The 26,958-nt window shown below is 46.3% G+C and carries 24 protein-coding genes; 18 read left to right on the plus strand and 6 right to left on the minus strand.

The features are described from left to right. Positions 1 to 70: 70 nt before the first annotated feature. Positions 71 to 949, minus strand: coding sequence for a sugar phosphate isomerase/epimerase (locus LZG74_RS21535; RefSeq protein WP_233798556.1), 879 nt, complete (start codon positions 947 to 949; stop codon positions 71 to 73). Between the two features lie 57 nt (positions 950 to 1,006). Beyond that, the gene (locus tag LZG74_RS21540; protein WP_233798557.1) at positions 1,007 to 2,179 is read right to left on the minus strand and encodes a cytochrome-c peroxidase; all 1,173 of its coding nucleotides are present in this window, start codon (positions 2,177 to 2,179) and stop codon (positions 1,007 to 1,009) included. 76 nt (positions 2,180 to 2,255) lie between these two features. Here LZG74_RS21540 and LZG74_RS21545 point away from each other — a divergent pair, with 76 nt between their 5' ends. From LZG74_RS21545 to LZG74_RS21585, 9 genes are all read left to right on the plus strand, one after another. Next, the gene (locus LZG74_RS21545; RefSeq protein ID WP_233798558.1) at positions 2,256 to 2,846 is read left to right on the plus strand and encodes a Crp/Fnr family transcriptional regulator; all 591 of its coding nucleotides are present in this window, start codon (positions 2,256 to 2,258) and stop codon (positions 2,844 to 2,846) included. Between the two features lie 98 nt (positions 2,847 to 2,944). Then, a complete protein-coding gene (locus LZG74_RS21550; protein WP_233798559.1) occupies positions 2,945 to 3,172 on the plus strand; it encodes a 4-oxalocrotonate tautomerase family protein in 228 nt (75 codons plus the stop codon). Positions 3,173 to 3,183: 11 nt separating this feature from the next. Next, entirely contained in the window at positions 3,184 to 3,930 is a 747-nt protein-coding gene (locus LZG74_RS21555; protein WP_233798560.1) for an SDR family NAD(P)-dependent oxidoreductase, read from the plus strand. A gap of 29 nt (positions 3,931 to 3,959) precedes the next feature. Continuing rightward, on the plus strand, positions 3,960 to 5,024 hold the full coding sequence (locus tag LZG74_RS21560; RefSeq protein WP_233798561.1) for a nitronate monooxygenase family protein: 1,065 nt from the start codon (positions 3,960 to 3,962) through the stop codon (positions 5,022 to 5,024). Positions 5,025 to 5,176: 152 nt separating this feature from the next. Further along, complete coding sequence (locus tag LZG74_RS21565) at positions 5,177 to 5,551, plus strand: hypothetical protein (RefSeq protein WP_233798562.1); 375 nt, start codon at positions 5,177 to 5,179, stop codon at positions 5,549 to 5,551. A gap of 215 nt (positions 5,552 to 5,766) precedes the next feature. After that, positions 5,767 to 8,952: a SusC/RagA family TonB-linked outer membrane protein gene (locus LZG74_RS21570; protein WP_233798563.1), complete on the plus strand. Its 3,186-nt coding sequence runs from the start codon at positions 5,767 to 5,769 to the stop codon at positions 8,950 to 8,952. 24 nt (positions 8,953 to 8,976) lie between these two features. Then, positions 8,977 to 10,809 carry a RagB/SusD family nutrient uptake outer membrane protein gene (locus tag LZG74_RS21575; protein WP_233798564.1) on the plus strand — a complete coding sequence of 611 codons (1,833 nt, stop codon included), beginning with the start codon at positions 8,977 to 8,979 and terminating at the stop codon, positions 10,807 to 10,809. A 200-nt stretch (positions 10,810 to 11,009) separates the two neighbouring features. Further along, positions 11,010 to 11,561 (plus strand): HPP family protein, encoded by a 552-nt coding sequence (locus LZG74_RS21580; RefSeq protein WP_233798829.1) that lies wholly within the window; start codon positions 11,010 to 11,012, stop codon positions 11,559 to 11,561. A gap of 51 nt (positions 11,562 to 11,612) precedes the next feature. Further along, entirely contained in the window at positions 11,613 to 12,053 is a 441-nt protein-coding gene (locus tag LZG74_RS21585) for a nuclear transport factor 2 family protein (protein ID WP_233798565.1), read from the plus strand. Between the two features lie 394 nt (positions 12,054 to 12,447). On the opposite strand, the gene LZG74_RS21590 is transcribed toward LZG74_RS21585, so the two are convergent. From LZG74_RS21590 to LZG74_RS21600, 3 genes are all read right to left on the minus strand, one after another. Next, complete coding sequence (locus LZG74_RS21590) at positions 12,448 to 12,768, minus strand: hypothetical protein (protein ID WP_233798566.1); 321 nt, start codon at positions 12,766 to 12,768, stop codon at positions 12,448 to 12,450. A gap of 71 nt (positions 12,769 to 12,839) precedes the next feature. Then, entirely contained in the window at positions 12,840 to 13,310 is a 471-nt protein-coding gene (locus LZG74_RS21595; protein WP_233798567.1) for a hypothetical protein, read from the minus strand. A gap of 384 nt (positions 13,311 to 13,694) precedes the next feature. Beyond that, positions 13,695 to 13,955 (minus strand): hypothetical protein, encoded by a 261-nt coding sequence (locus LZG74_RS21600; RefSeq protein WP_233798568.1) that lies wholly within the window; start codon positions 13,953 to 13,955, stop codon positions 13,695 to 13,697. 145 nt (positions 13,956 to 14,100) lie between these two features. Between LZG74_RS21600 and LZG74_RS21605 the strand changes: the two genes are divergently transcribed. After that, a complete protein-coding gene (locus LZG74_RS21605; RefSeq protein WP_233798569.1) occupies positions 14,101 to 14,436 on the plus strand; it encodes an XRE family transcriptional regulator in 336 nt (111 codons plus the stop codon). Between the two features lie 10 nt (positions 14,437 to 14,446). Here LZG74_RS21605 and LZG74_RS21610 read toward each other — a convergent pair whose 3' ends face one another. Further along, positions 14,447 to 15,118 (minus strand): oxidoreductase, encoded by a 672-nt coding sequence (locus LZG74_RS21610; protein ID WP_233798570.1) that lies wholly within the window; start codon positions 15,116 to 15,118, stop codon positions 14,447 to 14,449. Between the two features lie 272 nt (positions 15,119 to 15,390). Between LZG74_RS21610 and LZG74_RS21615 the strand changes: the two genes are divergently transcribed. The 8 genes from LZG74_RS21615 to LZG74_RS21650 all read left to right on the plus strand — a co-directional run bounded on the left by LZG74_RS21615 (position 15,391) and on the right by LZG74_RS21650 (position 26,958). After that, entirely contained in the window at positions 15,391 to 16,158 is a 768-nt protein-coding gene (locus LZG74_RS21615) for a phytanoyl-CoA dioxygenase family protein (RefSeq protein ID WP_233798571.1), read from the plus strand. A 208-nt stretch (positions 16,159 to 16,366) separates the two neighbouring features. After that, positions 16,367 to 16,972, plus strand: a complete 606-nt coding sequence (locus LZG74_RS21620) for a YdeI family protein (protein WP_233798572.1) — start codon at positions 16,367 to 16,369, stop codon at positions 16,970 to 16,972. Between the two features lie 384 nt (positions 16,973 to 17,356). Further along, positions 17,357 to 18,595 (plus strand): MBOAT family O-acyltransferase, encoded by a 1,239-nt coding sequence (locus LZG74_RS21625; protein WP_310589361.1) that lies wholly within the window; start codon positions 17,357 to 17,359, stop codon positions 18,593 to 18,595. Beyond that, complete coding sequence (locus LZG74_RS21630; protein WP_233798574.1) at positions 18,596 to 19,516, plus strand: hypothetical protein; 921 nt, start codon at positions 18,596 to 18,598, stop codon at positions 19,514 to 19,516. Between the two features lie 278 nt (positions 19,517 to 19,794). Then, a complete protein-coding gene (locus LZG74_RS21635; protein WP_233798575.1) occupies positions 19,795 to 20,313 on the plus strand; it encodes an RNA polymerase sigma factor in 519 nt (172 codons plus the stop codon). 314 nt (positions 20,314 to 20,627) lie between these two features. Next, positions 20,628 to 21,515, plus strand: a complete 888-nt coding sequence (locus tag LZG74_RS21640; protein ID WP_233798576.1) for a FecR family protein — start codon at positions 20,628 to 20,630, stop codon at positions 21,513 to 21,515. A gap of 127 nt (positions 21,516 to 21,642) precedes the next feature. Continuing rightward, positions 21,643 to 25,251 (plus strand): TonB-dependent receptor, encoded by a 3,609-nt coding sequence (locus LZG74_RS21645; RefSeq protein WP_233798577.1) that lies wholly within the window; start codon positions 21,643 to 21,645, stop codon positions 25,249 to 25,251. An 18-nt stretch (positions 25,252 to 25,269) separates the two neighbouring features. After that, positions 25,270 to 26,958 carry a RagB/SusD family nutrient uptake outer membrane protein gene (locus LZG74_RS21650; protein ID WP_233798578.1) on the plus strand — a complete coding sequence of 563 codons (1,689 nt, stop codon included), beginning with the start codon at positions 25,270 to 25,272 and terminating at the stop codon, positions 26,956 to 26,958.

Genomic DNA, 26,958 nt, shown 5'->3' on the forward strand with positions numbered 1-26,958 from the left:
ACAGCGCACTCCGTAAAGTTTTACACAATTCAGTCGGTGCTTTGTATAATTATTGCAAAACCATTGATGATCAAACTTCCTTCACCATCCGGTCAAAAACGGCGCGCTGCTCCATCATGCTTTTCACTTTGTCATCGGGATTCGTGTGACATTCGAGCAGGACCCAGCCTTTGTAATTCATTTTTCCAAGATTGCTTAGCAGGTCTTTATAAGGATAATCCGTGCGGTCGAGCTCTCGGACGTGGATGGTGTCGCCGAACCACTTTTTTACGAGGTCGAAATTATGCTGGAAGCCGTCTCCGATCAGATCTTCCTTGTTGCAGTTCCAGCAAATCCTGGCATTGGGATGGTCAGCAGCTTCCATAATCTGCTTGATATTTGGCAGTTCCTGTGTTTTTTCGCCATGCACTTCCAGCCTGATCTGCTGACCGAAGTCCTTCGCGTAAGCAGCCAGTTCATGCAATGCAGCACCGATTTGTGCCAGTGTTTTTTCAACGGGAACATCAGCATGAAGCGCATTGGGCTTCACCTTCACGACCGAGCCACCCACATCAGCACTCAACCTGATAAACTCCTTCGTGCGTTCTATGGAAGCTTTCAATTTGGCCTGGTCCGGATAATCATATTGCTGGTTTGTACCGAGCCCTATCAGCTCCACGGGGCTGTCGGCAAACTTCTTCTTTACTTCGGCACGTTCTGCCTTAGTGAGGTCTGGCATTACTTTATGCGCGTGTTCGACGCGTAATTCAACGCCGTTTATTTTCGTATCCGAGCAGTTTTTGATCAATGTAGCCAGGTCCCAATCTTTTCCCCACAGATAAGTTACAAATCCAAGTTTGAAGTTCGCTTTGTTCCGGAACTCCGCCGCGCCCGCTTGCCCGTATACGACAGACGCGCCCGCCAGCAGAGATAACTCTTTCAGAAATGTCTTTCTGTCAATATAATTCATGGGATCTGAGTTTTTGGTTTGACATGATGGTAAAGCACCAGGCGGCGAAGTTCTACCTCATAACCCCGACACCGGCAAACCGCTGGGGACGTGTTCCGGAACGGATTTATCAAAATTATCGTCATTTAGCGCATTCAAAAACTCCACGATCCGGGAAATATCCCTGAAATTAACATCCATATCAGCCGCCAATGTATCGATCTGGCTGGGCTTGACATTCGGGTTCGGGATTTTCCCGCCTGCAATGTCTTCGTAAAACTGCAAAACCTGTTCAAGCGTCGCGAACTTTCCGCTGTGCATATAAGGGCCGGTGTAACGCAGGTTACGGAGCGAAGGCGTCCGGAAAGCGTAGTCATTATTAGCGCCTGCGTCCGTTTCTTTCCTGTTTTGCGAATCCGGAACGCCCAGTGTATGCAGCTTGTAGTCCGACAGCATGGGACCGGAATGACATTTGGCACAGCCCGTTTTCAGAAAAAGGTTCAGCCCTTCCTTTTCGCCTGTTGTTAATGCGCTGCTGTCTCCGCGCATATACTGATCAAACCGCGAGTTATTCGCAATAAGGGTACGCTCGTAGGAAGCAATGGCTTTGGACAAATTCACGACATTAACAGGCTTCGCGTCCTCCCTGAATGCTTCGCGAAAGAGACTTTCATAAGCCGGGATTTTTTGGATCCGCGCCACAATCTGGTCGATCACTTTATCTTCCGGGTAGGAATGTCCGCGCATTTCTTCCAATGTACGGACCGGAATAAGCGCCTGCTCTTCCAGACCCTTCGCCCGCAAATCCCAGAACATCGGCGCAGACTCGGCATCATAACTTTCTCCATTTTTAATGCCGTTGAACGCTGTATTAACTATGCTCTGCGAGTTTCTCTTTACAAATGGTATGTCATTCTTTTCCAAAAACTTCCGCTTACTGCCCGTTCCGTGGCCATTGACGCCGATCGATGTTTCCAAAAACTCCGCATAATTGAACTCAGGCTGGTGGCAGGTTGCACAGGAAACATCTTTATTTCCTGACAGGATGGGATCAAAAAATAACAGTTTGCCCAACCGTATCTTTTCGGGAGTAGATTTGTTTCCCGGCGGATCTGTGACGTATTTGGGCAATGCCCCCAGCGCATTAATGGTCTCAACGGTTTTTTCTTTCTTATTTTTCAAAGGCCCGCGCTCTCCGCCGCACGAAATGCATATAAAAGCGAGCCCTATTAAAAATAACAAAAAATGCATGCTTGGAAAACGCAGTTTAATTATATAAAATACTTTTGGATTTAAATTTAAGGGAGATCTGCAAAAAGACCAATTTATGAGCGGAAACATGGAAGCCAAAGAAATTTTAAGGAAACATATCGCCCAGGCAGCCAGCCTCACCGACGAGCAGTTCGACTATTTCTTCTCCCATTTCAAATCCCTGTCCTGCAAAAAAGGCGAAGCGTTGATTCAGGCCGGAAAACCGGTTGTGCATGAATATTTTGTGATCTCAGGCTGCCTGAAAGCATTTTTTGTCAACGACGACATCAAGACATACATTCTGCAATTTGCCATGCCCACCTGGTGGACATCGGATTACGCCGCCATGTACAACCATACAAATGCCACCATTACAGTAGACTGCATTACCGACGCGGAAGTCCTTTGCCTTTGCAGTGATGACCGCGAGAGACTTTGCAGCGAACTGCACCAAATCGAACGTTTCTTCCGGTGGCGCACAAACCGAGGTTATGTAGCCTCGCAAAAAAGACTGCTTTCCTTCATGAACAATGATACAAAAGCACGTTATGAGGAGCTGCTCTCCTTATATCCGCAACTTTACAATCTTGTCCCCAAGCATCTCATCGCGGCATATCTCGGCGTCTCGCGCGAGACCCTCAGCCGCCTGTACAACCATCACAGATAGGAACTTACATTTTGTGATCTAGGTCACGTAACAGGCGCCTTCCGGCAGACTTACTTTGTGTCATCAAACAATTAATGATAACATAAACAGTCAGGAAAATGCCATACGTAAAAATTGAGGTGACCCGTGAAGCCGTTACCCGCGAACAAAAACAAGCCCTTATCTCCGGGGTTACCACCCTGCTTTCCGATGTTTTGGACAAAGATCCAAACCTCACCTTCGTAGTGATCCAGGAAATTGACCTGGACGACTGGGGCCATGCCGGCGAACAAGTCTCCGTGCTGCGGGAAAAAGGAATTATTTCAACAAAAACTCAAAACAAATAAATTCAGAAATCATGAAAACACAAACAGTTATAGTAACAGGCGCGTCAACAGGAATAGGAAAGGCCATCGCCACATTGTTTTTGGAAAGCGGGCATAATGTTGTCATTAACGCCGCAAACGAAGTAAATTTGAGCGCAACATATCAGGAGCTGGGCCGTCACGACCGGCTGGCATTGGTAGTGGGTGACATCAGCAAGCCGGAAACGGGTCGCTTGCTTGTTGAGACGGCAGTAGCGCGCTTTGGTGCGGTGGATGTGTTGATCAATAATGCAGGAATCTTTGAGCCTAAGCCATTTACGGATGTTGATGAAGCCTATCTTGATGGTTTTTTGAGTATTAATTTGAAAGGCACTTTCTTCACAAGTCAGGCGGCCATCAGGCAAATGCTGAAACAAGGAGAAGGTTCGATTATTAACATCGGTACTGTGCTGGTTGATCACGCCATTGGCGGGTTTCCAGGAACTGCGCCGGTTGTGAGCAAAGCTGGAATTCACGCGCTGACGAAACAGCTGGCAACGGAATTTGGCAAAAATAATATTCGCGTAAACACCATCGCGCCGGGCATTATAAGGAGTCCGTTGCAGGCAAAAAACGGCATTAGCAACGCAGACAGCCTTGCTGCGCTGCACTTGGTTGATCGCATTGGTGAAACAAGTGATGTTGCGGAGCTGGCACTTTACCTTGCAGGAAGCAACTTTGTTACGGGCGAGATCATCAATCTGGATGGCGGTCATGTTGCGGGACATCATTTGGGTTAAGGAACGTTTAACATTAAGTGTCTGAAAAAATGAAAAATCGAACAAGAATAACGGAGCTTCTGGGGATTCAATATCCGATTTTACAAGGGCCGATGGGCGGCGGGTTTTCAAATGCCGCACTTACAGCGGCAGTGTCAAATGCAGGCGGGCTGGGTAGTTTTGGTGCTTACACGCTTACTCCCGAGCAGATTTTGGCCGTGGATAAGGTGATTAAATCGAAGACCAACAAGCCTTACAATATCAACCTCTGGGTTTCGGATGTGGATCAAAGCCTGGACCATTTTCCGGCAGATAAGCTGGAAAAAATAAAGCAGCTTTTTAAGCCCTATTTCGATTCGCTGGGTATTCCGCTTCCGGATTTAGACACGAACATTCCTTCCAAATTCCTGAAACAAGTGGAAGCAGTTTTCGAAGCGCGGCCTGCGGTTTTTAGCTTCATTTTTGGCATTCCGTCCAAAGATATACTCGATGAGGCGCGCAAAATGGGCATTAAAACCGTTGGCGCGGCGACCACGCTGGACGAAGCTTTGGCGCTGGAACAAGCCGGGGTCGATGCCATAGTTGCATCCGGTTTCGAAGCTGGCGGCCACAGGCCTTCGTTTCTGAAACCGGCCCCGGAGTCATTAACAGGCACATTTGCACTTATTCAGCATTTGAAAGCCAAGATCAAAACCCCCATTATAGCAGCAGGTGGCATTGCAGACGGTGCCGGCATAAGGGCCGCATTGACCCTGGGTGCCGACGCCGCCCAACTAGGAACTGCGTTTCTGGTAACCGACGAATCCAATGCTACCCCCGCGCATAGGGCCGTGCTCCTTTCGGACGAGTCGCGTTATACTGTTCTTTCCAAATCGCTCACGGGCCGCATGGGACGGATGATCCGTAACCGCGTTACCGAAGAAGTTCCCTACGCAACCGAAGTGCTTCCGTTTCCGTTGCAGTCACGCTTCATGGGACCGTTGCGGGAAGCAGCGCTGGCGCAGGGACGAACGGATCTCAGTATTTTTTGGTCGGGCCAGAATGCAGTTAAGCTAAAACCGGGAAGTGCGGAGCAGCTCATGCAATCGCTGATCAATGAGGCATTTGCGTATTAATAGCCGTTTACATTGTTGGTGAGGCCTCTCGTTCAGTAATATTTTGCGGAAAAATAGAACATTGGGTAGAAGTAATCTGGATTGATTCCCTAAATTTGACGCGTACAGATTTGCTGTATATTAGTCATGTTAAACAACTTAATCCTAATGCTATGTTGAAAGTAAAGTTCTTCTTTCTTGCGATCTTCGCAATCAGTATGTTTTCAGTGCAGGCCCAGGGCACTTTAAAAGCCAATGACCTTGTGGGAAGCTGGAAATACACAGTGACCAATGTTCCGCCTGAATATGAAACCGGCGTAATGACTTTTGAGGAAAAAGATGGTAAGCTAAGCGGCACGCTTGGTTCTACGGAAAAAATGGAAATGAAAGAATTGGTGGTTGATCAGGGAAAAATAACATTCAAACTGGATTTTCAGGGCGGCTTGCTCAATGTTACCCTGATGCAGGAAGGGGAGTCGCTTAAAGGCACCATTGTTTCACAGGACGGCGAATTCCCGATCACCGCTGTTAAAGAAGCAAAAAACTGATCCTGATTTGATAATGAACTGATTCTGATTTAGTTTAGATGAAGTATTAAAACCCCCGGCCAGAGCGCGTCTCTTGCCGGGGTTTTTGTTTTAATAAACTACTTTATACTTAGTTAACTTCGGATGTAAGGGTAGAAATGTAGCATTTCGTCTGGAAATATTGATATAGCGAAGCTGAATGCGAGCTAATGTGAAACATTTCCTAACCCAAACAAATGAGAAAAGGATATACAGTATTCCTTCGACCTGTGATGACGGGAAGTATGCTGCTAGCGCTGCTACTGCCCCCTGCAATGGCCAACAATGTGCCTAAAAACCGGAAGGTCGGTTCCCATCACACCATCGACAAGGCAATTTCCGGAAGGATTTTGTCAAAAGAAGACAACTCGCCCATCCCGGGTGTGACCGTTGTGGTTAAAGGCACAACAAACGGCACCACCACCGACGTTGACGGCAAGTACCAGATCAATGTGCCCGCGAACAGCTCCGTACTCGTGTTTTCCGCCGTTGGTTATCTCACACAGGAAAAAGAAGTGGGAACAGCCAGCGTGGTGGACATTACTTTATCAACTGATCAGAAAACGTTGGAAGAAGTGGTCGTGGTTGGTTACGGAACACAAAAGAAACGCGACCTTACCGGCGCCGTTTCCCAGATCAGCGCCACGAAGCTTGAAAACGAAAATCCGCAGTCTGTACAGGATGTTCTGAGAGGAAATATTCCTGGGATGAACGTAGGGTTTTCGGCATCTGCAAAAGGCGGTGGTAATGTGGGTGTGCGTGGTGCCAACTCCCTGACTGCGGGATCGTCACCACTCGTCGTTCTGGACGGAGCGATCTATTATGGTGGTCTGGAAGACATTAACCCTAATGACATTGAGACAGTTGACGTTTTAAAGGACGCCAGCTCGGCTGCTGTTTTTGGTGCAAAAGCAGCCAGTGGTGTGATTCTCGTCACTACCAAAAAAGGAAAAGAAGGTAAAACGATCATCAATGTAAACACCAACATTGGTTTTGCCGAAGTTGCTCAAAATCAAGAAGTACTGAGTCCGGACGGTTTTCTCACTTGGCGCGGCGAGGTGATGCGTAACATTAATGCTGCCGCTCAGCCAAGCCGTTTTACAAATCCCAACAACCTGCCCGCAGGCGTAACAGTGGACCAATGGCTCGCATTTGACGGATCTGCCGGTGACCCGGAAACCATTTGGCTGCAACGACTTGGTTTACAATCTGTTGAAATAAAAAATTACAAAGAAGGCCGCAGCGTGGACTGGTATAACAAGATCTATCAAAAAGCCTTGCGCCAGGATCATACGATCAGTCTTTCGGGTAAAAATGACAAGGTATCATACTATATGTCATTGGGTTACCTTAATAATGAAGGGATTGTTGTAGGTGATAAGTACAGCACGATCCGCGCCCGGATCAACCTGGAAGGAAAAGTGAACAAATTTTTGACCGTCGGGATCAACACCCAGTTTGCAGACCGGGACGAAAGCCAGGTTCCTGTTGACTATAACCTCGCTCCCAACCTTTCACCGTGGGGATCGGAGTTTAATCCGGACGGGACTTACAAATGGCGGCCCAATGAGGAGGCCAGCGGTGGAAACCACCCCTACTATGCCCCCAGCTTCACCGACCGCGACAAAGGTTCTACGACCATTAACAATGTAATTTTTGCGAAAGTCGGCCTGCCATTCGGCATTACTTATCAGGCGAATTTTACACCGAGATTTGAATTTTATCACCGCTATAATGCGGAGTCTTCCAAGCACGCGGAATGGGCAGCAGAGGGTGGCCGCGCTTCACGCCGGAACACGAAAACCATTAACTGGCAAATCGACAACATCCTGAAATGGAACAAGACCATTGCCGAAAAGCACAACATCGATGTAACGCTGCTCGCCAATGCTGAACGTTTCAGAAGGTGGGACGACAGCACATCGAACAAGGGCTTTGCACCAACGGACATTTTGGGTTACCACAACATTGGCGGCGGTAGTGCGCCTATCATGTGGAGCAATGATGAAACGAGCACTGCGGATGCGTTAATGGCGCGTTTATTCTATTCGTTTAAAGACCGTTACATGGTGACGCTTTCAACCAGAAGGGACGGTTACTCGGCATTTGGACAAAAAAATCCGAGAGCACTTTTTTCCTCAGCCGCATTGGGCTGGGTGTTTACGGATGAGCCCTTCTTTAAAGTAAGCTGGTTGAATTATGGTAAGTTACGTGTCTCTTACGGAAGCAACGGGAACAGGGACATCGGACGTTACGATGCATTATCCAACCTGGCTACAGGCAAATATCTGCACGTAAATTCAGGCGGGACGGTGGTTCAGGTGAGCCAGCTTTATGTAGACCGGATGCAAAACCCTAATCTGAAATGGGAGCGCACCAACTCACTCAATTTGGGTCTCGATTTTGCGCTGTTTAACACAATCATTGACGGTAGCCTGGAACTTTACAAATCCTCAACCAAAGATCTGCTCGTAAAAAGAGCGCTTCCCAATGTGCTGGGTTTCGATTTTGTACTGGACAACTTAGGGCAAGTGGATAATAAAGGATTGGAACTGAGCTTGAATTCGAACAATATGAAGCGCGAAAACTTCTCATGGCGCTCCACACTGAATGTTCAGATGAACCGCAACAAGATCGCCAAGCTGTATGGAAATATGGTTGATGTGAAAGATGCTTCAGGAAATGTAACGGGACAAAAAGAAGCCGACGATATCACTAACAAATGGTTTATCGGCCACGCGGTGGACGAGCTTTGGAACTACAAAGTGCTGGGTGTATGGCAAACCGAAGAAGCGGATGCGGCGGCCAAATACGGTGTTAAACCCGGCGATCACAAGATCCTGGATGTTAATAATGATGGAAAGTATACCAATGATGACAAGGTTTTCCAGGGTTACAAATCCCCAAGGGTAAGGCTTACATTCCGTAACGAGTTCAAACTCTTCAAAAACTTCGATGCCTCATTTATGATGTATTCGTATCTGGGACAAAAAGGCGAGTTTAACCAAATGAAGAACCGTCCCGGATTTCCTGACCGTTCGAGCTCGTATGTATTCCCTTACTGGACCGCTGAAAACCGCAATAACGAATGGGCACGCCTGTATTCAAGCGAAGGATCGGCAACCGGTTACGCCGTTTACCGCAGCAAATCATTCCTCCGTTTTGAAAGCTTAGCACTGGCTTATACGATCCCGAAGAACATTGTGCAGAAGGTTAACATTCAGAACCTGCGCATCTATGGCAACGTGCGTAACCTGGGTTACTTATCGAGCTGGAGTTTCTGGGATCCGGAAAACGGAACGGATAACGACAAGAACACGAACCTGGACATTTCCGTACCGAGTCCGCGCATTTTCACATTGGGTCTGGATATAACCCTGTAATATTCTCTTCCAAAAATTGACGAAATGAAAACGATATATAACAGATCAAAACAAATATTTGCACCTGCGCTGATTGCCGGCTGCATGACAATGGTCGCCTGCCAAAAAGACTGGCTTGCACCCGAGCCGCTATCTTTTTACAATCCCGACATTACATTTAATGATCCGGCTGGCTTACGCGCAACATTGGTTGCCTGCGAGCGGAATATGCGCCTGGAATGGTATGGCGATGCGCCCCCGATGGTGACCGAAGCTGTGTTTTCCGACATTGCCGTCGAAGGAACAACGGACAAATCAGGCCCGGCTCAAAACCTGAACCTGCTGATCACCCCCGATGCGCAGCTCAACCATATTGACTACAACCGTATCGGCTGGTACTGGATTGAAGGCTTTAAGGGGATCAAATATGCAAATGTGGCCATATCCCGCATTGATCAGCCCACTTATAAGAACGAACAGGAGAAAAATGAGATTCTTGGTGCCGCATATTTCCACCGCGCCGCACGCTACTACCGGCTTACCCAGCAGTTTGGTGATGTACCATTGATTCTGGACGAAGTCATTGGCCCCAAGCTCGACTTCCAGTCGACGAAGCGGGAAGTGATTTTGAAAAAAATGAAGGAAGATCTGGAATTTGCCGAAAAATGGGTTCCGGTCGTGACCGACAAAGGATCGGTTAACAGAGGTTCCGTAAGCCATTTGCTGACCAAGATCAACCTGGCATTGGGCTTGTTTGACGATGCCATCAAGTCCGCTAGTAACGTGATCGACGGGGGCACGCACAAGCTGATGACCAGCCGTTTTGGAGTGGACGCGAGCAAAGCAAACCGCAATGTGATCTGGGATTTGCACCGCCCTGCGAACAAGGCGTTAGGCGCCAATACCGAAGGCTTAATGCTTGTGATTGACCGCATTAACATGGATGGAAATGTACCGGATGGCATTCAGATCATGCGTAACACCGTTCCGTTTTGGCATAATAACATTAATACACCGGCTGGTAACCGGGGCACCATTGACACGTATGGCATCGAAATCGACCAGATCACGACAATTGGTCGCGGGATCGGACGTGTGCGTCCTACTTATTATTCGCAGGAAGGTGTTTGGGATGATAAAAAAGATTTGCGCCACGCGCCGGGAAACTGGACGCGTATGGAAGACATCATTTACAATAACCCGGCTATCAAGGCTAATGATCCTTTTTATGGCAAAAACCTGCAATTTCGCAATGCATCTGGTGCAGTACTGACCATTGACACGATCCGCTGCTGGTTCGACTGGCCGAATTATAAATTGTTCGTCGAAGATCCGCAACGCATTCAGCCCCAGGGCGGAAACACCGATTGGTATGTGTTCCGTCTGGCCGAAACTTACTTGCTAAGGGCAGAAGCCTATGCCTGGAAAGGTGATTTGGTAAAAGCAGCAGCCGATGTGAATGCCGTACGCACGCGTGCCAATTGCAGCCCGCTTGCACCCGCGAAAATCAACATTGGTACTATCCTGGATGAGCGTGCAAGGGAATTGTATTTCGAAGAACCGCGTAAAACCGAATTGACCCGCGTAGCCTACATTTTCGCCATGACCGGGAAACCCGCACCGAACGGCAAGACCTACAACATGGAAAGCTTCTCCGACAACAACTATTACTATGACCGCGTCATGGAGAAAAGCGATTTTTACAACAAAGGGGTGAAAACACGCCACGCAGATGAGTACACGATGAGCCCGTATCACGTGCTATGGCCTGTGCCTCAGTCTGCTATCGATGGTAATGTCCAGGGACGTATCAACCAGAACAAAGGGTACACTGGTTTTCAGAACAATGTTCCAGCATTGACTTCCATTCCGGAGTAAGGATAAAATCTCAATAGTTAAACATAAATAGTGCTTTCAAAGGGTTCCGGCTTCGGGACCCTTTGCTTTTTTAACCAAATATTCACTGCATACAACCAGGTAAAGCATAAACGAATGCGCGAAGCAGGCGTTATATTTGCATTTTTAAGGGAGCAATTAATCAGTAAAATTTGAGAAAGCGATTCAGAAAGCATGTCCGCATGGCGCGATATGTGATTTACAAAGAAACCCTCATTGATTTCAATGATCATTTCTGGACATTTGTCGGGTCGTTCTTAGGCATTGCACTCATTGGTTATATCAACAACAGCCAGTTCACCCAAGCCGACAATGTGTTCCTGATCGGTTCTTTCGGCGCATCTTCTGTATTAATTTATGGCATTATCAATAGTCCGCTGGCACAGCCGCGCAATCTGATCGGCGGACATTTAATCTGCGCCATCGTTGGCGTCACAGTCCACAAGATCATGCCTGACCAGATATGGCTCGCCTCTGCATTTGCCGTTTCGCTATCCATTGTTTTTATGCAGATCACCAAAACCCTGCACCCGCCGGGAGGCGCTACGGCGTTGATCGCAAACATTGGTTCCGAAAAGATTACGAGTCTGGGATATAAATACGTTTTCAGTCCCGTTTTGACCGGCGTGTTGGTTTTGCTTCTGGTTGCGCTCTTCGTCAATAACCGCGCCGCGCACCGGCATTATCCCAAGAATAAGAACTGGTATAAAATTTGGCAGCGCAGATACAGATAGATGTACTACATTTAGATGTGCTACATTCGATAAAACCAACTCAAAATCACAATGAAAAAATCCATAAACATCATCCTGTGCCTTTCGCTGCTTTCCGCAACACCTGTTTTTGCGCAGGGCGACGACAGCGCGCTCATCAAGCAGCTGAACACCCAGTGGCTGCAATCATACCCAAAACGCGACACCGCCGCAGTAAGCAAAATTTTAGCCGACGATTTCATCATGATATCACAAACCGGCAAAAAGCTCTCTAAAAACGACGTTATCAAAGACCTCCTGACACCAGACCGTCAGATCATCAACGTCGCCATCGACAGCATGGATCTTCAAATCGTCAATAACGTAGGCCTCCTCACCGCTTACACCAGCTTCGTACTAAGAGACAAAGAAAAAATCCTCAAAGGAAAAAACGTCTATTCAGATGTCTACATCAAAAGAAAAGGCACCTGGGTAGCCATCAACGGCCACGAAACATTGCTTGAACTGAAATGATGCTCGCGAGATGCAATGTTGGTTACCTGAAAACCCCGGAGGGATATCATATCAGTAGCAAAAAATACAAAGCCTGTTATTAATCACGGAGGGATAACATATCGGTAGCAAAAAATACAGAACCTGTTATTAATCCCGGAGGGATAACATATTGGTAGCAAAAAAGAATACAAATCCTTTTGTTAATCCCGGAGGGATGTAACGACTTGCAAGTCGTTGCATCCCTCCGGGATTTTTTCGTTGTGGGTTGAAATGCCATGCTACCAATATTTTATCCCGCTGGGATTGAATGATCTTGGCGAAATGCGATGTTGGTTAACTGAAAATCCCGGAGGGATACCATATCGGTAGCAAAAAATACAGAACCTTTATTAATCCCGGAGGGATGTAACGTCTACCCAAAAATCACTTTTTCTTCACTAACAGTTAAAACAAAAATCCCATCTTCCTGGATTGCGTCCGCAGTCTCCGAAATGATCAGGGTTTCGAATTGTTTATTTAAAGAAACCTTACCCTCAGGACCAGCCTTTGGATAAATGTAGGACAAATACAACTTGCTGTCAGAAATATAAGCATAGAAATAAACACGAAACCCTCCTCTTCCACCTATTCTTTTTTTGATAACCCTGCGAGATTTATTTCCTACAATTGTCACTCCATGAAATACAAAGTCATCGGTTCTATTGAAAAAAGTCTCAATGAACTCTTCTTCCAAATGTCGGTAAGCATTCAGTTTTATAAGTTTGAGATATTCAAACTTAAAACGTGCAGTACAATAAATGACCATTATAAGCCGAGTAATCGATGGGCTTCGGCGATAAAATCTTTGTCGCTGCGTAGCTCGAAAAACACATGTTCAACGTCGTCAATTGTTTCATCAAGGATTTCGATCTTATCCAAAAACAGGGCGTAGTATTCGCTTGAAATGCCGGGCTTTAAATTGATACTTATCGATCGCAGTCTCTCAACTACGTACCGGATGGAAGATATAATGCTGTTTATTTTCGGCAGATCTTCTTCGCTAACTTCGAGATGGGTAAGTTCTTCCAAAGCGTAAGTAAAGATATCCGTCGCATTCATTAAATGTTCAGCGATGTCCACGGGTTTGCCCTCCTGGTCGCTTATAGTCCCTTTAGTGCCATGGAAAATGTCCCGAATGTTGTAGCTTATTCCATCCAGATAGTTTCTCGTTCCGTCCAGATCCATCAACGCGAGGTCATTTTTTGCGATTGTAATGTTCATTGGTTTGATTTTCATGATTTGCAAATTTCATCCAACGGAACGGCGAGTAACTGATGGCAATTTAATGAACAAAATCCAATTTGTGTTAAACAGAAGGTCTTGTTAAATCCCGGAGGGATACCATATCGGTAGCAAAAATACGTATCCCTTTATAAATCCCGGAGGGATGCAACGTCTTGCAAGTCGTTGCATCCCTCCGGGATTTATTCATTGTGAGTCGTAATTCCTTACTACCAATATTTCATCCCTCCGGGATTTGTTCGCTTGTTGGCTTTGCTACCAATATTCCCTCCGGGATTTGTTTGCCTGATGGTTGGCTTTGTTACCGATATTTTATACCGCTGGGATTTGTCTACTAGGTGATAGCCGTTTTGTTGCGGGGGATATTGCTCTGCTGGATTAGTTTAGCAAATTTATTCTTTCTTCGGCTAAACATAAATCCAAAAATCCCTTGGCTGATTCAATTGAAAAATCTTTTACGAAGAAACAGGCAGATTTGGCATCTGTGAACCTTACTACATCTTCCAACATGGGTTCTTTGCCTGTCAAAGTAGTCACGAAAGCTGTTATCCGGACGATCTCTTCTCCTTCTTCATTACGGTCACGATGTAGACAAATTTGCGTTTCAGTTTCTGGAAGTGTGATGATTTTAAAGTTCATGTGCATGTCGTTGTTATATTTACAACCGATGAAATTATTGATAGAACACCTTCAAAATTAAGAAACTTTTGGAACATTAATGAAATTATAGGAAACTATTTTCACTTATAATATCATCAAAGCTTAATATATAACTTGACCATGGATGATTGATAATAAACGTATTCTTACTATCTTGAGGACGCACCGTTTATCTCAAACGGCACTGGGAAAAATGTTTAAGTTATCCCATTCAAAAATGAGCAAGGTAATGGCAGGTGAGCAGACGCTTCCTGCAAACGCAGTTGGCACCCTTATACAGGAGTTTGACATTCATCCTAAATGGCTTTTTGGATTTATAGGTGATCCAGATGAAGTCATGTATCTAAAAGATTTAGTGTCAAAAGCTGAACTCGAAAAACGCGACAAAGAGATTCAGGAGCTGCGATATGAGCTTGGCGAAGCTTATAAACAGCTAGCCGAAGAGCGAAAGGGCAAATGATCAGCGAAGCTTACAGCAATTCATTCATCTCTTTCCATTCATAAACCTTCACCTTTCCCGCAGGCTTTTTGGCGGCGGATAGCATTGCTTTGGCGATGTCTTTTGCTTTGATTCCTCTGTATTTCTGGGCAGGGCCGATGAGGACGGGGTTTAGTACGGAGAATAATTTGATGAATATTTTTTCCATTGGGCGACTTTCCTGCCGGTCTCCCATGATCATGGACGGGCGGAAGATGTGGGTATGGAGCAGATCCTGGGCAACGACGTCACGTTCTGTCTCTCCTTTTGTCCGGACGTAAAAAATGCTCGAACCTGCATCCGGCCCGACAGCTGATACCAGAAAAACGGATTTCGCTCCTTTTTCTTTCGCAATCTGTGTTGCCAGGACCGGGTAATCGTGATCGACCTCATAGTAGGTTTTCTGGTCAGGTGTATTCTTTTTTGTAGTTCCGAGCGAAATAAATACTTCGTCTGCAACGATCTGGTCTTTCAGACTGGGAAGAGAATGATAATCTCCTATCAATGTTACGAGCTTTGGATGGGACAGATTTAAATTTTTGCGCACTACAACGGTTACCTGGTCGTAGTCGGGATCATTCAAAAGTCCTTCCAATATATAATTGCCGACGAAGCCGCTTGCTCCGAATATAATGGCCTTTTTTCCTTGCGTATCAGCTTCCATAAATGCTTTCTAATAATTTAATTTGGTCGATTAATAGAAATGTCAAACAAATCATGCCTGAGTTTCAACCAATTTTTTCTTGTGAAATTTCGGGTAGATTTTTAAATTTGTCACTATGAGGATGACTCCAACACTCTGATATTTCTCCAAGCGTCAACCCCGGCGCGCTCCCTTTTTTGAAGGGAATATTTCATTGTGCATTTATAATTTTCAAAACGCGATCTGAATGCTGGCGGCTTGTCCTGCTTTTTGATCCACTTTTAAACAATGTTATGGGCGAGATATTAGATGATAATCAAATTCATGATTTTATAAATAAAGGCTTTGTCCGCATGGACAATGCATTTTCTGAGGAGTTAGCCAAGGCTGCCAGGGATATTTTGTGGGCCGATCTGGGCTTTAACCAGCAGGATCCGGCGAGCTGGACGAAGCCGGTGGTGCGGCTTGGCATGTATTCGCAGGAGCCCTTTGTCCAATCGGCCAACACGCCAGTGTTGCATAGCGCTTTTGATCAATTGGTTGGTGCCGGTAATTGGCTCCCGTGCATGAGTATGGGCACTTTTCCGGTTCGTTTTCCATCCGATGAAGATCCGGGCGACACGGGTTGGCACGTGGACGCCAGTTTTCCGGGCAGCGATCCGGCTAACTTTTTCGAATGGCGGGTCAATGTGAATTCAAGAGGCCGCGCGTTGCTGATGCTTTTCCTGTATTCAGATGTTGGTCAGAATGATGCGCCTACACGCATCCGTGTTGGTTCGCATATGGATGTTGCCCGGTTACTGTCCAAAAAAGGCGAAGAAGGCCTTGGGTTTATGGATCTGGCAAATGAGTTGGATAAATTCCCTGTCCGCGACGAGGTGCTGGCAACGGGTAAGGCGGGAACGGTTTACCTCTGCCATCCATTTATCGTCCATGCGGCTCAACCGCATCGCGGTCAGCACCCGAAGTTTATGGCGCAGCCGCCGTTACTGACCCGAAATGAGCTGCATACCAGCGGAAACAGTCCTGTGGAAAGAGCGATTCGCATGGCAATCTCGTAATTCCTGATCACTAAGACGGCTAAGTTTGGCTGACAGTCATTAACTTAGTCGTCTTAGGCATTGGATTATCATAATAAAAATCGGAACGTGTTGTTCGCAAGAATATTTACAGAATTCTTGAAATAACATGACGCCCCTGACATAAGGCTGTCACAGGCCGCTCTTATTTTTGTAAGGAAATAATAATTAATGTTAAACGAGAAGAAAAATGTCTGATCAAGCCCATTTGCCTATCATGGAAACTAAAAATGAAATCAAAGCCTTCTACGCACCTACCAGAAAGGAGTGGCGTGAATGGCTGCAAAAAAATGGTCAAACGGCGCAATCCGTTTGGCTTATCATTTATCACAAATCGAGCAAAACGCCAAGCGTATACTATGCAGAGTCTGTTGAAGAAGCATTGTGTTTCGGCTGGATCGACTCCAAATCCGTGAAGCGCGACAAAGAGAGCACGTACCAAATGTACACGCCGCGAAAAGCAGCGGGCAAATGGAGCGCTGTGAACAAGGAACGTGTCGAGCGGTTAACAGCAGCCGGGCTGATGACACCAAAAGGGCAGGAACTCATTGACCTCGCGAAAAAAACAGGAACCTGGGACGCCCTCGTGGACGCGGAAAACAACGTTATTCCAGCTGATTTGCAGGAATTACTCGATCAAAATGAGGTCGCACTTAAAAACTTCCTCGCTTTCCCTTCGTCAGCCAAGCGCCTAATTTTAACCTGGATTTCAGATGCCAAAAGGCCAGAAACACGGCAGCAACGCGTGAAACTGACCGCAGAAAAAGCAGCGGAGAATGTTCGGGCAAAGGTTTAGGTTTGAGCTGGAAACGACAAATTGGACGGGCAATATTATGTGATTGTGAAAAAATAAATTGAGCTGAATCATTGGAATGTTGTAACTCATCATGGAATAGCTATATTTACGCCCTACACCGACTTCATTTTGTTTATAGCAGCATGTAAGTCGCTGTTTTTAAACACACTATAACCCTTATGAGCAATGCTTTTTAACTCTCTGAGTTCTGCCCTCTTTTTTCCTGTTGTTCTATTTTTTTACTGGATCCTTGCGCGAAACAGTCTAAGACTGCAGAACATTATTCTATTAGTTTCGAGCTTATTTTTTTATGCTTGCTGGGATTATCGATTCGTATTCCTACTAATTTTCTCCATTGCACTCGACTATTTCACGGGCCTGAAAATGGGGAATGCGACAGATCCGCGTGTGCGGAAATTCTGGCTCGTGCTTAGTATCGGCATAAACCTTTCTTTGCTAGGCGTACTCAAGTATTACAACTTCTTCATTGAATCATTTGCAGACGGACTTTCTCTGCTGGGTCTGTCGGTCAATCCCCAAACCTTGAACCTTGTCTTACCAGTCGGCATTTCTTTTTACACTTTCCATGGTTTGTCGTATGTCATTGATATTTACAAAAATCAAATCAAGCCGGAAAAAGACCTCGTTGATTATGCCGTCTTCGTCAGTTTCTTTCCGCTTCTTGTCGCTGGTCCCATAGAAAGGGCGACCCACCTTTTGCCCCAAATTCAGCGAAAAAGAGTGTTTAACTATGCCCAGGCCACCGATGGGCTAAGACAGATTCTCTGGGGCCTTTTCAAAAAGATCGTCATAGCCGACAATTGCGCCGAGCTGGCCAACCTGGCCTTCAATAACCATGAAGACCACTCCGGAAGCACATTACTTTTAGGCGCATTCTTCTTCACAATGCAGATTTATGGCGATTTCTCAGGGTATTCCGACATTGCTTTGGGCGTCGCCCGGATTATGGGCATTGAACTGCTGCGCAATTTCTCGTATCCCTATTTTTCAAGGGACATTGCAGAATTCTGGCGACGTTGGCACATATCCCTTTCTTCCTGGTTCAGGGACTATGTATATTTTCCTCTGGGTGGAAGCCGGGGAAGCTTGTTATTGAAGATCAGGAACACCTTTATCATATTTTTACTCAGTGGATTCTGGCATGGAGCCAACTGGACGTTCCTGGCCTGGGGCGCACTCAATGCCATTTATTTTCTTCCATTGTTAATTTCAAAAAGCAATCGGGAGCATATTGAGATCGTCGCGAAGGGACGTTTATTTCCCACAGTTAGCGATCTGCTCCGTATGCTGGGAACATTTTCCCTGACCGTCTTTGCGTGGATTTTATTCCGGGCAGAGAACATTCGCCATGCTGCTGAATACATTGGTAAAATCTTCTCCAAAAGTCTTTTTACAGTTCCTGACTTGCTCAGGAAAGAGCTTTTGCTTCTCATCGCAGCATTCATTATCGTGGAATGGATAGGTCGTGAGCATCCTTATGCCATCGCACGAATCGGTTTTAACTGGCCAAAAACGGTTAAGTGGGGATTCTATTATTGCTTGGTTATTGCACTCTTCGTTTACACAGGAAAACAGCAACAATTCATTTATTTCCAGTTTTAGATGGGTAAATTACTATTGAAATTTTTTATTTTCCTTCTGGGCGGGTTTGTCGTAGGAGAAGCGATTGTCAGGGCTTACCATTTAACAAGTGAGGTGCCTAAAAGATATTTAGACGACAACGGTATCCAGCGATATAATCCGGATCAACAAGGCAGTTGGAAAGGAGGAAATCATAGCTGGGCAACGAACGAACTCGGCTGGACAGGCACATTACCAGTAAGCTATGATAACCTTGTGACAATTATCGGGGATTCGTTCATTGAGAATTTCATGAATCCCAGTGACTGCCATCAGGATATGCTTCTCAAATCCCGGGTCCCTATGATGAATTTCGTTGAAGCTGGCCGGTCTGGTGTATCCTTTATTGAGGCCATGGAAATTGCAGCCAGCATGGACTCGCTAAGCCCCCAAATGCATTTGATATATGTAAATGCTGCCGACTTCACAGAAAGCATCAGGGATATCGCTGTTCAAACGGATATTACCCAGGTGGATCTTGGTAACAGGAAAGTTATTCCAGGCATCATGAAGTCAGCGAAGTTGAAGACGATACTGTACAACATTAAATTCGCCTACTATCTGTTTCAGCGGTTTCCGTTAAATCAGATTAAGTTTGGCGGAGAAAAACATGCCCCTGCCAAACCAACCGTTCAACCGGATCACTCCAATTCTATAAAGTCACTTCTTGAATTTGTAAAGCAAAAATATGATGTGAAAGATAAAATTATAGTATTCCATCCCAAACTTCCCGATGCAATAAAAAATGAGGTGAAGGCTGCCGGGTTTAAAACAATCTCCCTCGACTCCGACGGACAGGACAACTGGACTTTCGTTTACGACCACCACTGGACCTGTTATGGACACAATCAGGCAGCAGATCAAATCGCTTCATATCTGCAAGAACTGATAATTCCAGAATAAAAACGTTGCTGCTTATTGACGGATAACGGGCATGTTTCTGACACGCTTGCTTATGCCATGCTCAGGCAAATGTTTGAACTAAGATTTTGCAAGGCAATGTACCAACAGGCGTACAGCCAATGTTGAAGGTGAGTGAATGCGATAAAAATACATATTTTCGGTAAAAGACAGTTTGTAACATGCAATCATTTTGTATAAGTTAGAGGCCTCTTTTCCTGAATACTTACTTCGTCATCATCTGCCACAATAACTTGAAGGATTTATCAGACATAGCGTTAATGAATCTGTTGAAGGATAGGGATGACAGGAATGCCTTCAATGAGCTTTATGTCCGCTACTGGAAGGTTATTTATGATATTGGTTTCAAAAAACTGCATAATGCCCCACTTGCAGAAGACCTTGTTCACGACTTATTTGTAGATATCTGGAACAAGCGGCAGGAGATTACCATTCACAGCACATTCATAGGCTATTTCCATACAATGCTGAAAAACCGGCTCATTGACCAGAGCCGGAAAAATGCTTTTCAACTTCAAGTGCAGCAAGACATTTTAGAACGAACTTCAGCGAACGAAAACCAGTTTTTCGATGCCGTTGCATCCGACGACATTGAAAAGCAGTTGATGGCCGAAGTGGAAAACCTGCCTTCAGATATGAAAAAGATCTTTTTGCTAAGCCGTCAGGAGCATTTATCTACGATTGAAATAGCGCAAAAACTATCCTTATCCCCCCAGACTGTCAAAAATCAGATCAGTAACGCGATCCGGCGTCTCCGGTTAAAAGAGCTGCATCTCTGAATTTTGGCGGATTGCATGTTGTTGCATGCCTCCGGCATTTTCAACATGGCGGCTGCTAATGATTTCTAACAATGTAACGTCGCGCTTCGACTTAGGACTGCAAATGCCTGAGGAATGACATCTTTATAGATAGCATCAGGTTGATTGCAATTTTTGAAATCCCTCGAGGGATGTAACGACGCACAAAAAGCAACATCGCAAAAATTTTTTTAACATTTTCTTTTTGGCATAGTACCACTGCATTTCCTATTCGTCATGTCATTGTAAGCATCAATTGAGATCCAAATCAAAGGGTCATCAAAAAATTGTACTCAATGGATATCGACGACCTCTATAAAAGCCTTGGACTGGAACGACCTTCGGATGGTGAAAATAAGCATCAACCCGATGGAGACCACATTAAAGCCAGGATTGACCAGACATTAAATTTTAACAAAACCCGCAATATATTTTGGCGCAAATGGTATGCGATTGCGGCGTCGCTGGCCTTCCTGATCATTTCAGCAGCAGGCATTTATAATTATACTGTTCACAATTCTTGGTCCGAGGATATGATCACCATCACAGCTCCGTCCGGCGGAACCCGTGAAGTGATCCTGCCTGACAGTTCCCGGGTGTGGCTGAATGCAGCAAGCGTTTTACGATATCCGGCCAGCTTTGGCAAAACACGGGAAGTCTTTCTTGAAGAAGGCGAAGGCTTTTTTCAGGTTAAAAGGGACACAATGGCGCCATTCACAGTTCACAGCTCCCACCTCGACACAAGGGTGCTCGGGACATCATTCCGGGTGAAGGCGTACAAAGAATTATCCCACGAAATCGTAACTGTGGTGAGCGGAAAAGTGGCCGTTTCACGGGGTGCCGAACCGCTGGCGCTTCTGGAAAAAGACCAAGAAGTAATTTTTGACAAAAACAGTGGAAATGAAAAAGAAATGCTGGTGGAAGCGGCCGAATCGGTCGACTGGAAATCGGGGAATGTGATATTAAAGTCAGTGCGCTTTGAAGATTTGATATTAGCTGTGGAAAATGCCTATCAGGTGAGCATTCACTTTGATAGGCAAAAATTTAAAGAATGCGAGAACAGCATTCGGTTTAGTACCCATCAGAGCCTCGAAAGTGTGATGGACCTTGTGCGTGACATCCAGGGGATCCGTTACGAAATAAAAGGAAAGGAGGTGATCGTAAGCGGAGAGGGCTGTCAGTAACATGAAATGCTGGACCTGCGCCAACAGGCCCAGCAAAGAATAAATACAATTCCGGGGGATGATTTTGACAGATCCACTCCCCGGCTTTTGCCGTGTTTAATAAGTGTTTACTAAACCTAGGTAATTTATGAAAAGAAGAACTACTAAACTAATCAGAGTCATGAGGGCCGGATTGATCGTGTTTGGGGTGTTGATTACTACGGCGGGGACTTTACTGGCGGAAAATGGTTACAGCCAGCGTCTCATGGGCAAGAAGGTTACGGTCAGTTTCAGTGACGTTTCGCTCGAAAAAGCCATTGAAAAAATCAGTAAGGCAAGTCAGATCGACTTTTCCTACAACAATAAAGAAGCCAGAAAGATAAAAGTCCATAGCAGTAACTTCCAGGAAACCAGTGTAAAAGAAGTGCTGGAATCGGTTTTGGCGGAAACCCCCTACTCTTTCAGGGAAACGGATGAAAGCATTGTGGTTTTCAAAACCAAAGACCAGCCGGCAGCAATGGAAAGCCTGTCAAACCGTCCACTTATAACGGGTCAGGCGTCTTCTTTAAATATAAAAAAGGACATTGTCATTAAAGGTCAGGTTACGGATTCAGAAAACAGTCCGCTGCCTGGTGTTAGCGTGCTCGTGAAGGGAACGTCGGAAGGTTCTTTGACGGATGAAAATGGTAATTTCAAGATCAGTGTAGACTCAGAATCAGACGTTTTGATTTTTTCTTACATTGGTTTTCAAACCAGGGAAGTGCCCGTCGGCAATAACACAAGTCTGACGATCGCATTAAAAGAAGATACAAAAAGCCTGAGTGAGGTCGTCGTGGTGGGATATGGAACGCAGAAAAAAGCCAACCTAACCGGCGCCGTGAGCACTGTAGACGTGGATAAAACCATGCAATCCAGACCGGTAACAGACGTGGGCCGGGCCTTGCAGGGTGCCGTTCCGGGCCTGACGATCACGACAACGACCGGTGATCTGGGCAGCAGCCCGCAGATCCGCCTACGGGGAATGGTTGGTTCGCTGAATGCGGGCAACGGCGCGCAACCGCTTATTTTGCTGGATAATGTTGAGATACAAAGTTTGCTGCTTGTTAACCCCGACGACATTCAATCCATTTCTGTGCTCAAAGATGCTGCATCGACTTCTATTTACGGAAGCCGCGCCGCCTGGGGTGTAGTTTTAATCACTTCAAAATCCGGAAAGAAAAATACACGCAATCAAATCTCCTACTCCGCCAATTTTTCACAAAGCACACCTACAAACACGCCCAAACTCGCTCCCGCAGCCGATGGGCCTGAATATGCATTGCTAGCTGCGAAACGCAACAACCCTTCGGCCACCACATTCGGGACGGTGGGCATGTATTTCACAGACGAAAGCATCCAGAAAATCCGGGATTGGGAAGCGCAATACGGCGGTCAGGATTTGGGTAATGAAATGGTCCTGGGCCGCGATTTCGACATTAAGGATGGTCGCCTTTACTTTTACCGGCCGTGGGACGCGGGCGATATGTATATGCGTAAGTGGGCGCCGCAAAGCAATCATAATCTGGGCTTTACAGGCGGAAATGACAAAACCAGCTATAACGTCAGCTTAGGTTATATGGGCCAGGAAGGTGTTTTGAAAGAAAAAACAGACCTTTTCAAGCGTTACAGCGGCACATTCAGCATTAATTCTGATCTGAACAAATGGTTTAGCCTGAATGCCAAGCTATTACTCTCAAAGAATGTTGCGGAAAGTCCGTTTTCTTTTGGAGGAACGACCTATGACCCGCTTTACTATCTGTATCGGTGGCATTCGGTCTACCCGTATGGGACTTACGAAGGCAAGCCGTTCAGGAATGTGGTTACGGAGGTTCAGCAGGCTAATATGCTTAATTATTCGTCCAATTTCATCCGGGCGACGGTAGGTGGTCAGTTTAAGCTGGCAAAAGACCTGACTATTGACGCCAATTACACTTATTCCAACACCAACGATCACGTGCGCGAAGTCGGAGGAAGCGTTACGGCCTGGAACCAGTGGAACGGTGTGCCTTTGAAATATGAAAATTATACGAGCGCCACTTACGACCGTGTTAAATACAATTCCAACTGGAATGAGATGCACACCTTCAAGGCATTTGCAACTTATTCGAAAGATGTAGAAAAGCATTCGCTCAAATTCCTGGCGGGTATGGACCTTGATTTATTCAAAAGATGGGGCCAGTCTTCCGAAAGACGCGGGTTACTGGATCAAACGCATGGAGAACTGCCGCTTGCGACGGGCGACCAATATGTGGATGGTTTCAGGGGACATTGGGCTACGCAAGGTTATTTTGGCCGGGTCAACTATACATTCAATGACAAAATTCTGCTGGAAGTAAACGGTCGGTATGACGGTTCGTCATTTTTTCCAAACAACAGCCAGTGGGCATTTTTCCCCTCTATTTCAGCCGGCTACGTGCTTACTGCCGAGCCATTTATGTCATTCAGCAAACCTGTCCTCGACAATCTGAAAATCCGTGGATCGTGGGGATCGCTGGGCAATACGGACGTGGGTAGCACCACATTCCGGCCGACTATGGCCTCTTCCGCTTCCAACTGGTGGATCGGAACAAGCAATATGGTGACCGTGGCAACGCCTTCGCTTGTGCCGCCTTCGCTCACCTGGGAGAAGATCAGCACATTGGATTTAGGTCTGGATGCAAGTCTATTTAACAATCGTCTTGCGGTTACTTACGACTGGTATCAGCGCACCACAAGCGATATGATCACGGGCGGCATCGTGCTCCCCAGCAGCTTCGGGGCAACGCCGCCGAGAAGAAATTATGGCCAAATGCAGACAACCGGCTGGGAAATCGCACTCGACTGGCGGCAAAGCCTGGCCAGCGGTTTCAATTTCAGCGTAGGTTTATCATTGTCTGATTTCAAAGAAAAAATTACCAAGTTCGACGGGAATCTGGTCAACGGAAATTACAGAGGCAAAATTCTGGGTGAGATCTGGGGTTATGAAACAGACCGCTTTTTCCGGAACGACGATTTCCAGCAAAATACCGACGGCACATTAATTACCGACGCAGCCGGTCACTACATTCTTAAAGATGGCATCCCCAACCAGACCAAGCACGAAGCTGGCACATTCTTCTATGGCCCGGGTGACGTAAAATACAAGGACCTGAACGGCGACGGAACGATTTTCACCGGCAGCAGCAGCCTCGACGATCATGGTGATTTGAAAGTGATCGGCAATTCCACGCCACGCTATCAGTACGGAATCCGCTTGGGCGCTGATTGGAAGGGATTCGACCTGAATGTCTTCATGCAAGGTGTCGGTAAGCGCGATCTCTGGGCTTCCGGCTCCATTTTTATTCCAGGAAATAACCCTAATGATGCCATGTACGCGCATCAGATGAACTACTGGACGCCGGAACGGCAAGGTGCTTTTTATCCAAGACCTACCAACACCGGACAGTCCAATAACACGCAGAACTTCCTGATCCAGGATAAATATCTGCTGGATATGTCCTACCTGAGAATGAAGAGTGTGAATTTCGGTTACCGGTTGCCCGCGCGTCTGACGCAAAAAATCAAGATGCAAAACCTGCGCATTTATGTGAATGGCGAAAACCTGTTTGAGTTTGATAACCTCAATATCCCGATCGATCCCGAGGTGGATTTCCGCAATTCTACGATCGATCGCGCAACATTCGGACGGGTTTATCCTTATCGCCGGAGCGTTTCAATGGGTCTTCAACTTACATTCTAATTCAAAAACACAGTCATTATGAAAAAGATATTGCTCATCCTTTCCATTTCACTGCTTGTTATAACGGGGTGTAAGGAGGATTTTCTCACCCGTGAGCCGCAGGACGCGCTCACGGATGACAGTTACTGGACCAATGAAAAGAATGTAAGAACCTTTGCCTGGGGCTTTTATCCCAACTATTTTCCTGCTTATGGCTCTGGATTTACATTCGGCAGATATTTTACAGGACAAACATTAAATGATGATTTTGCCCCTTTGAGTCCGACGCAATTTATCAAAAACGTCCCCGCTACTTCCACAACCTGGACTTTTACCTGGGTCAGAAAAGCGAATCTTTTCCTGGACCGCATCCAGATCGTTCCCATGGAGCAGGAGGCCATCGCGCACTGGTCGGGGATTGTACGGTTTTTCAGGGCGATGGAATACCACGAGCTCGTGCGGACTTACGGTGATGTGCCATTTTACGACAAGGCCCTGGACGAAAAGGATGCTGCGGGACTTTACAAGAAACGCCAGCCGCGTACCGAAGTGATGGACAAGGTTTTGGAAGATTTTCAGTTTGCCGCTGCCAACGTTCGTGCCGATGACGGCGAAAAAGGTCTGACGGTTAATAAGTCGGTCGTTCTGGCTTTCATGTCCCGCGTGTTCTTGTTTGAAGGGACTTATTTAAAATATCACAACATTGATCAGGCTCGGGCAAAAACGTATCTCGAAGCGGCCAAATGGGCTGCTAATGAAGTGATTCAATCCGGTCGCTATGCCATTTCGGAGAATTACCGATCCCTGTTTACATCCATTTCGCTGGCGGGTTCGAAGGAAATGATCCTGTATCGAAAATATGAGACGGGGCAGCTTACGCACAGTTTGAACAGCTATAACAACAAAGAACCGCAATCCGGCGCGTCTAAAAGTGCCGTGGAAAGTTATTTGTCTAAAGATGGATTGCCTATCGCTGTTTCGCCTTTGTATTTAGGGGACAAAAACATTAAAAATGTGATGACAAATCGTGATCCACGCATTACCTCAACATTTGTGGATGCCTTGCGCGTGAGCAAATATGCGCCTAACGCTTCGTCTAGCGGCTATGCAACATTGAAATTTCTCAATGAAGAAACCAAAGAGTTGCCCGAAGGAAGTGGTTCGCTGAACCAGACAGACGGCCCGGTGATCCGCTATGGAGAGGTTTTGCTAAATTATGCGGAAGCCGCTGCGGAACTGGGCGCGATGGTGCAGGCTGATCTGGACCAGTCGGTAAATCTGCTGCGCGCCCGCCCGGGCGTTGCTTTGCCCCCATTGCAAGTTTTGGGAGGCTCACCGGCTGTTAACGGAAAGGTGTATGACGACCCGAAACGGGACAAAACAGTCTCGTCACTATTATGGGAAATCCGTCGTGAGCGTCGAGTGGAACTGATGATGGAAGGTTTCAGATTAAATGACCTTACCCGCTGGAAAAAGATGGAATATACTGACACAAAAATTAATGCAGACATTAACCGCGGTGCATGGATCAAAAAAGCTGACTATCCCAACACGGATGCCATCATCGAAGGCGGTGCGGCGGAAGGCTACATCATCCCCGCTTCTAAACCCGAATCACAACGCTTATTTGAAAGCCCGAAAGTTTACCTGACCCCTATCCCATTGGATCAGATCAAGCTTTACCAGGATGCCGGTTCTGAACTGAAACAGAATCCGGGCTGGGAATAA

It is taken from the genome of Dyadobacter sp. CY327, assembly GCF_021390415.1.
GTDB lineage: Bacteria > Bacteroidota > Bacteroidia > Cytophagales > Spirosomataceae > Dyadobacter > Dyadobacter chenhuakuii.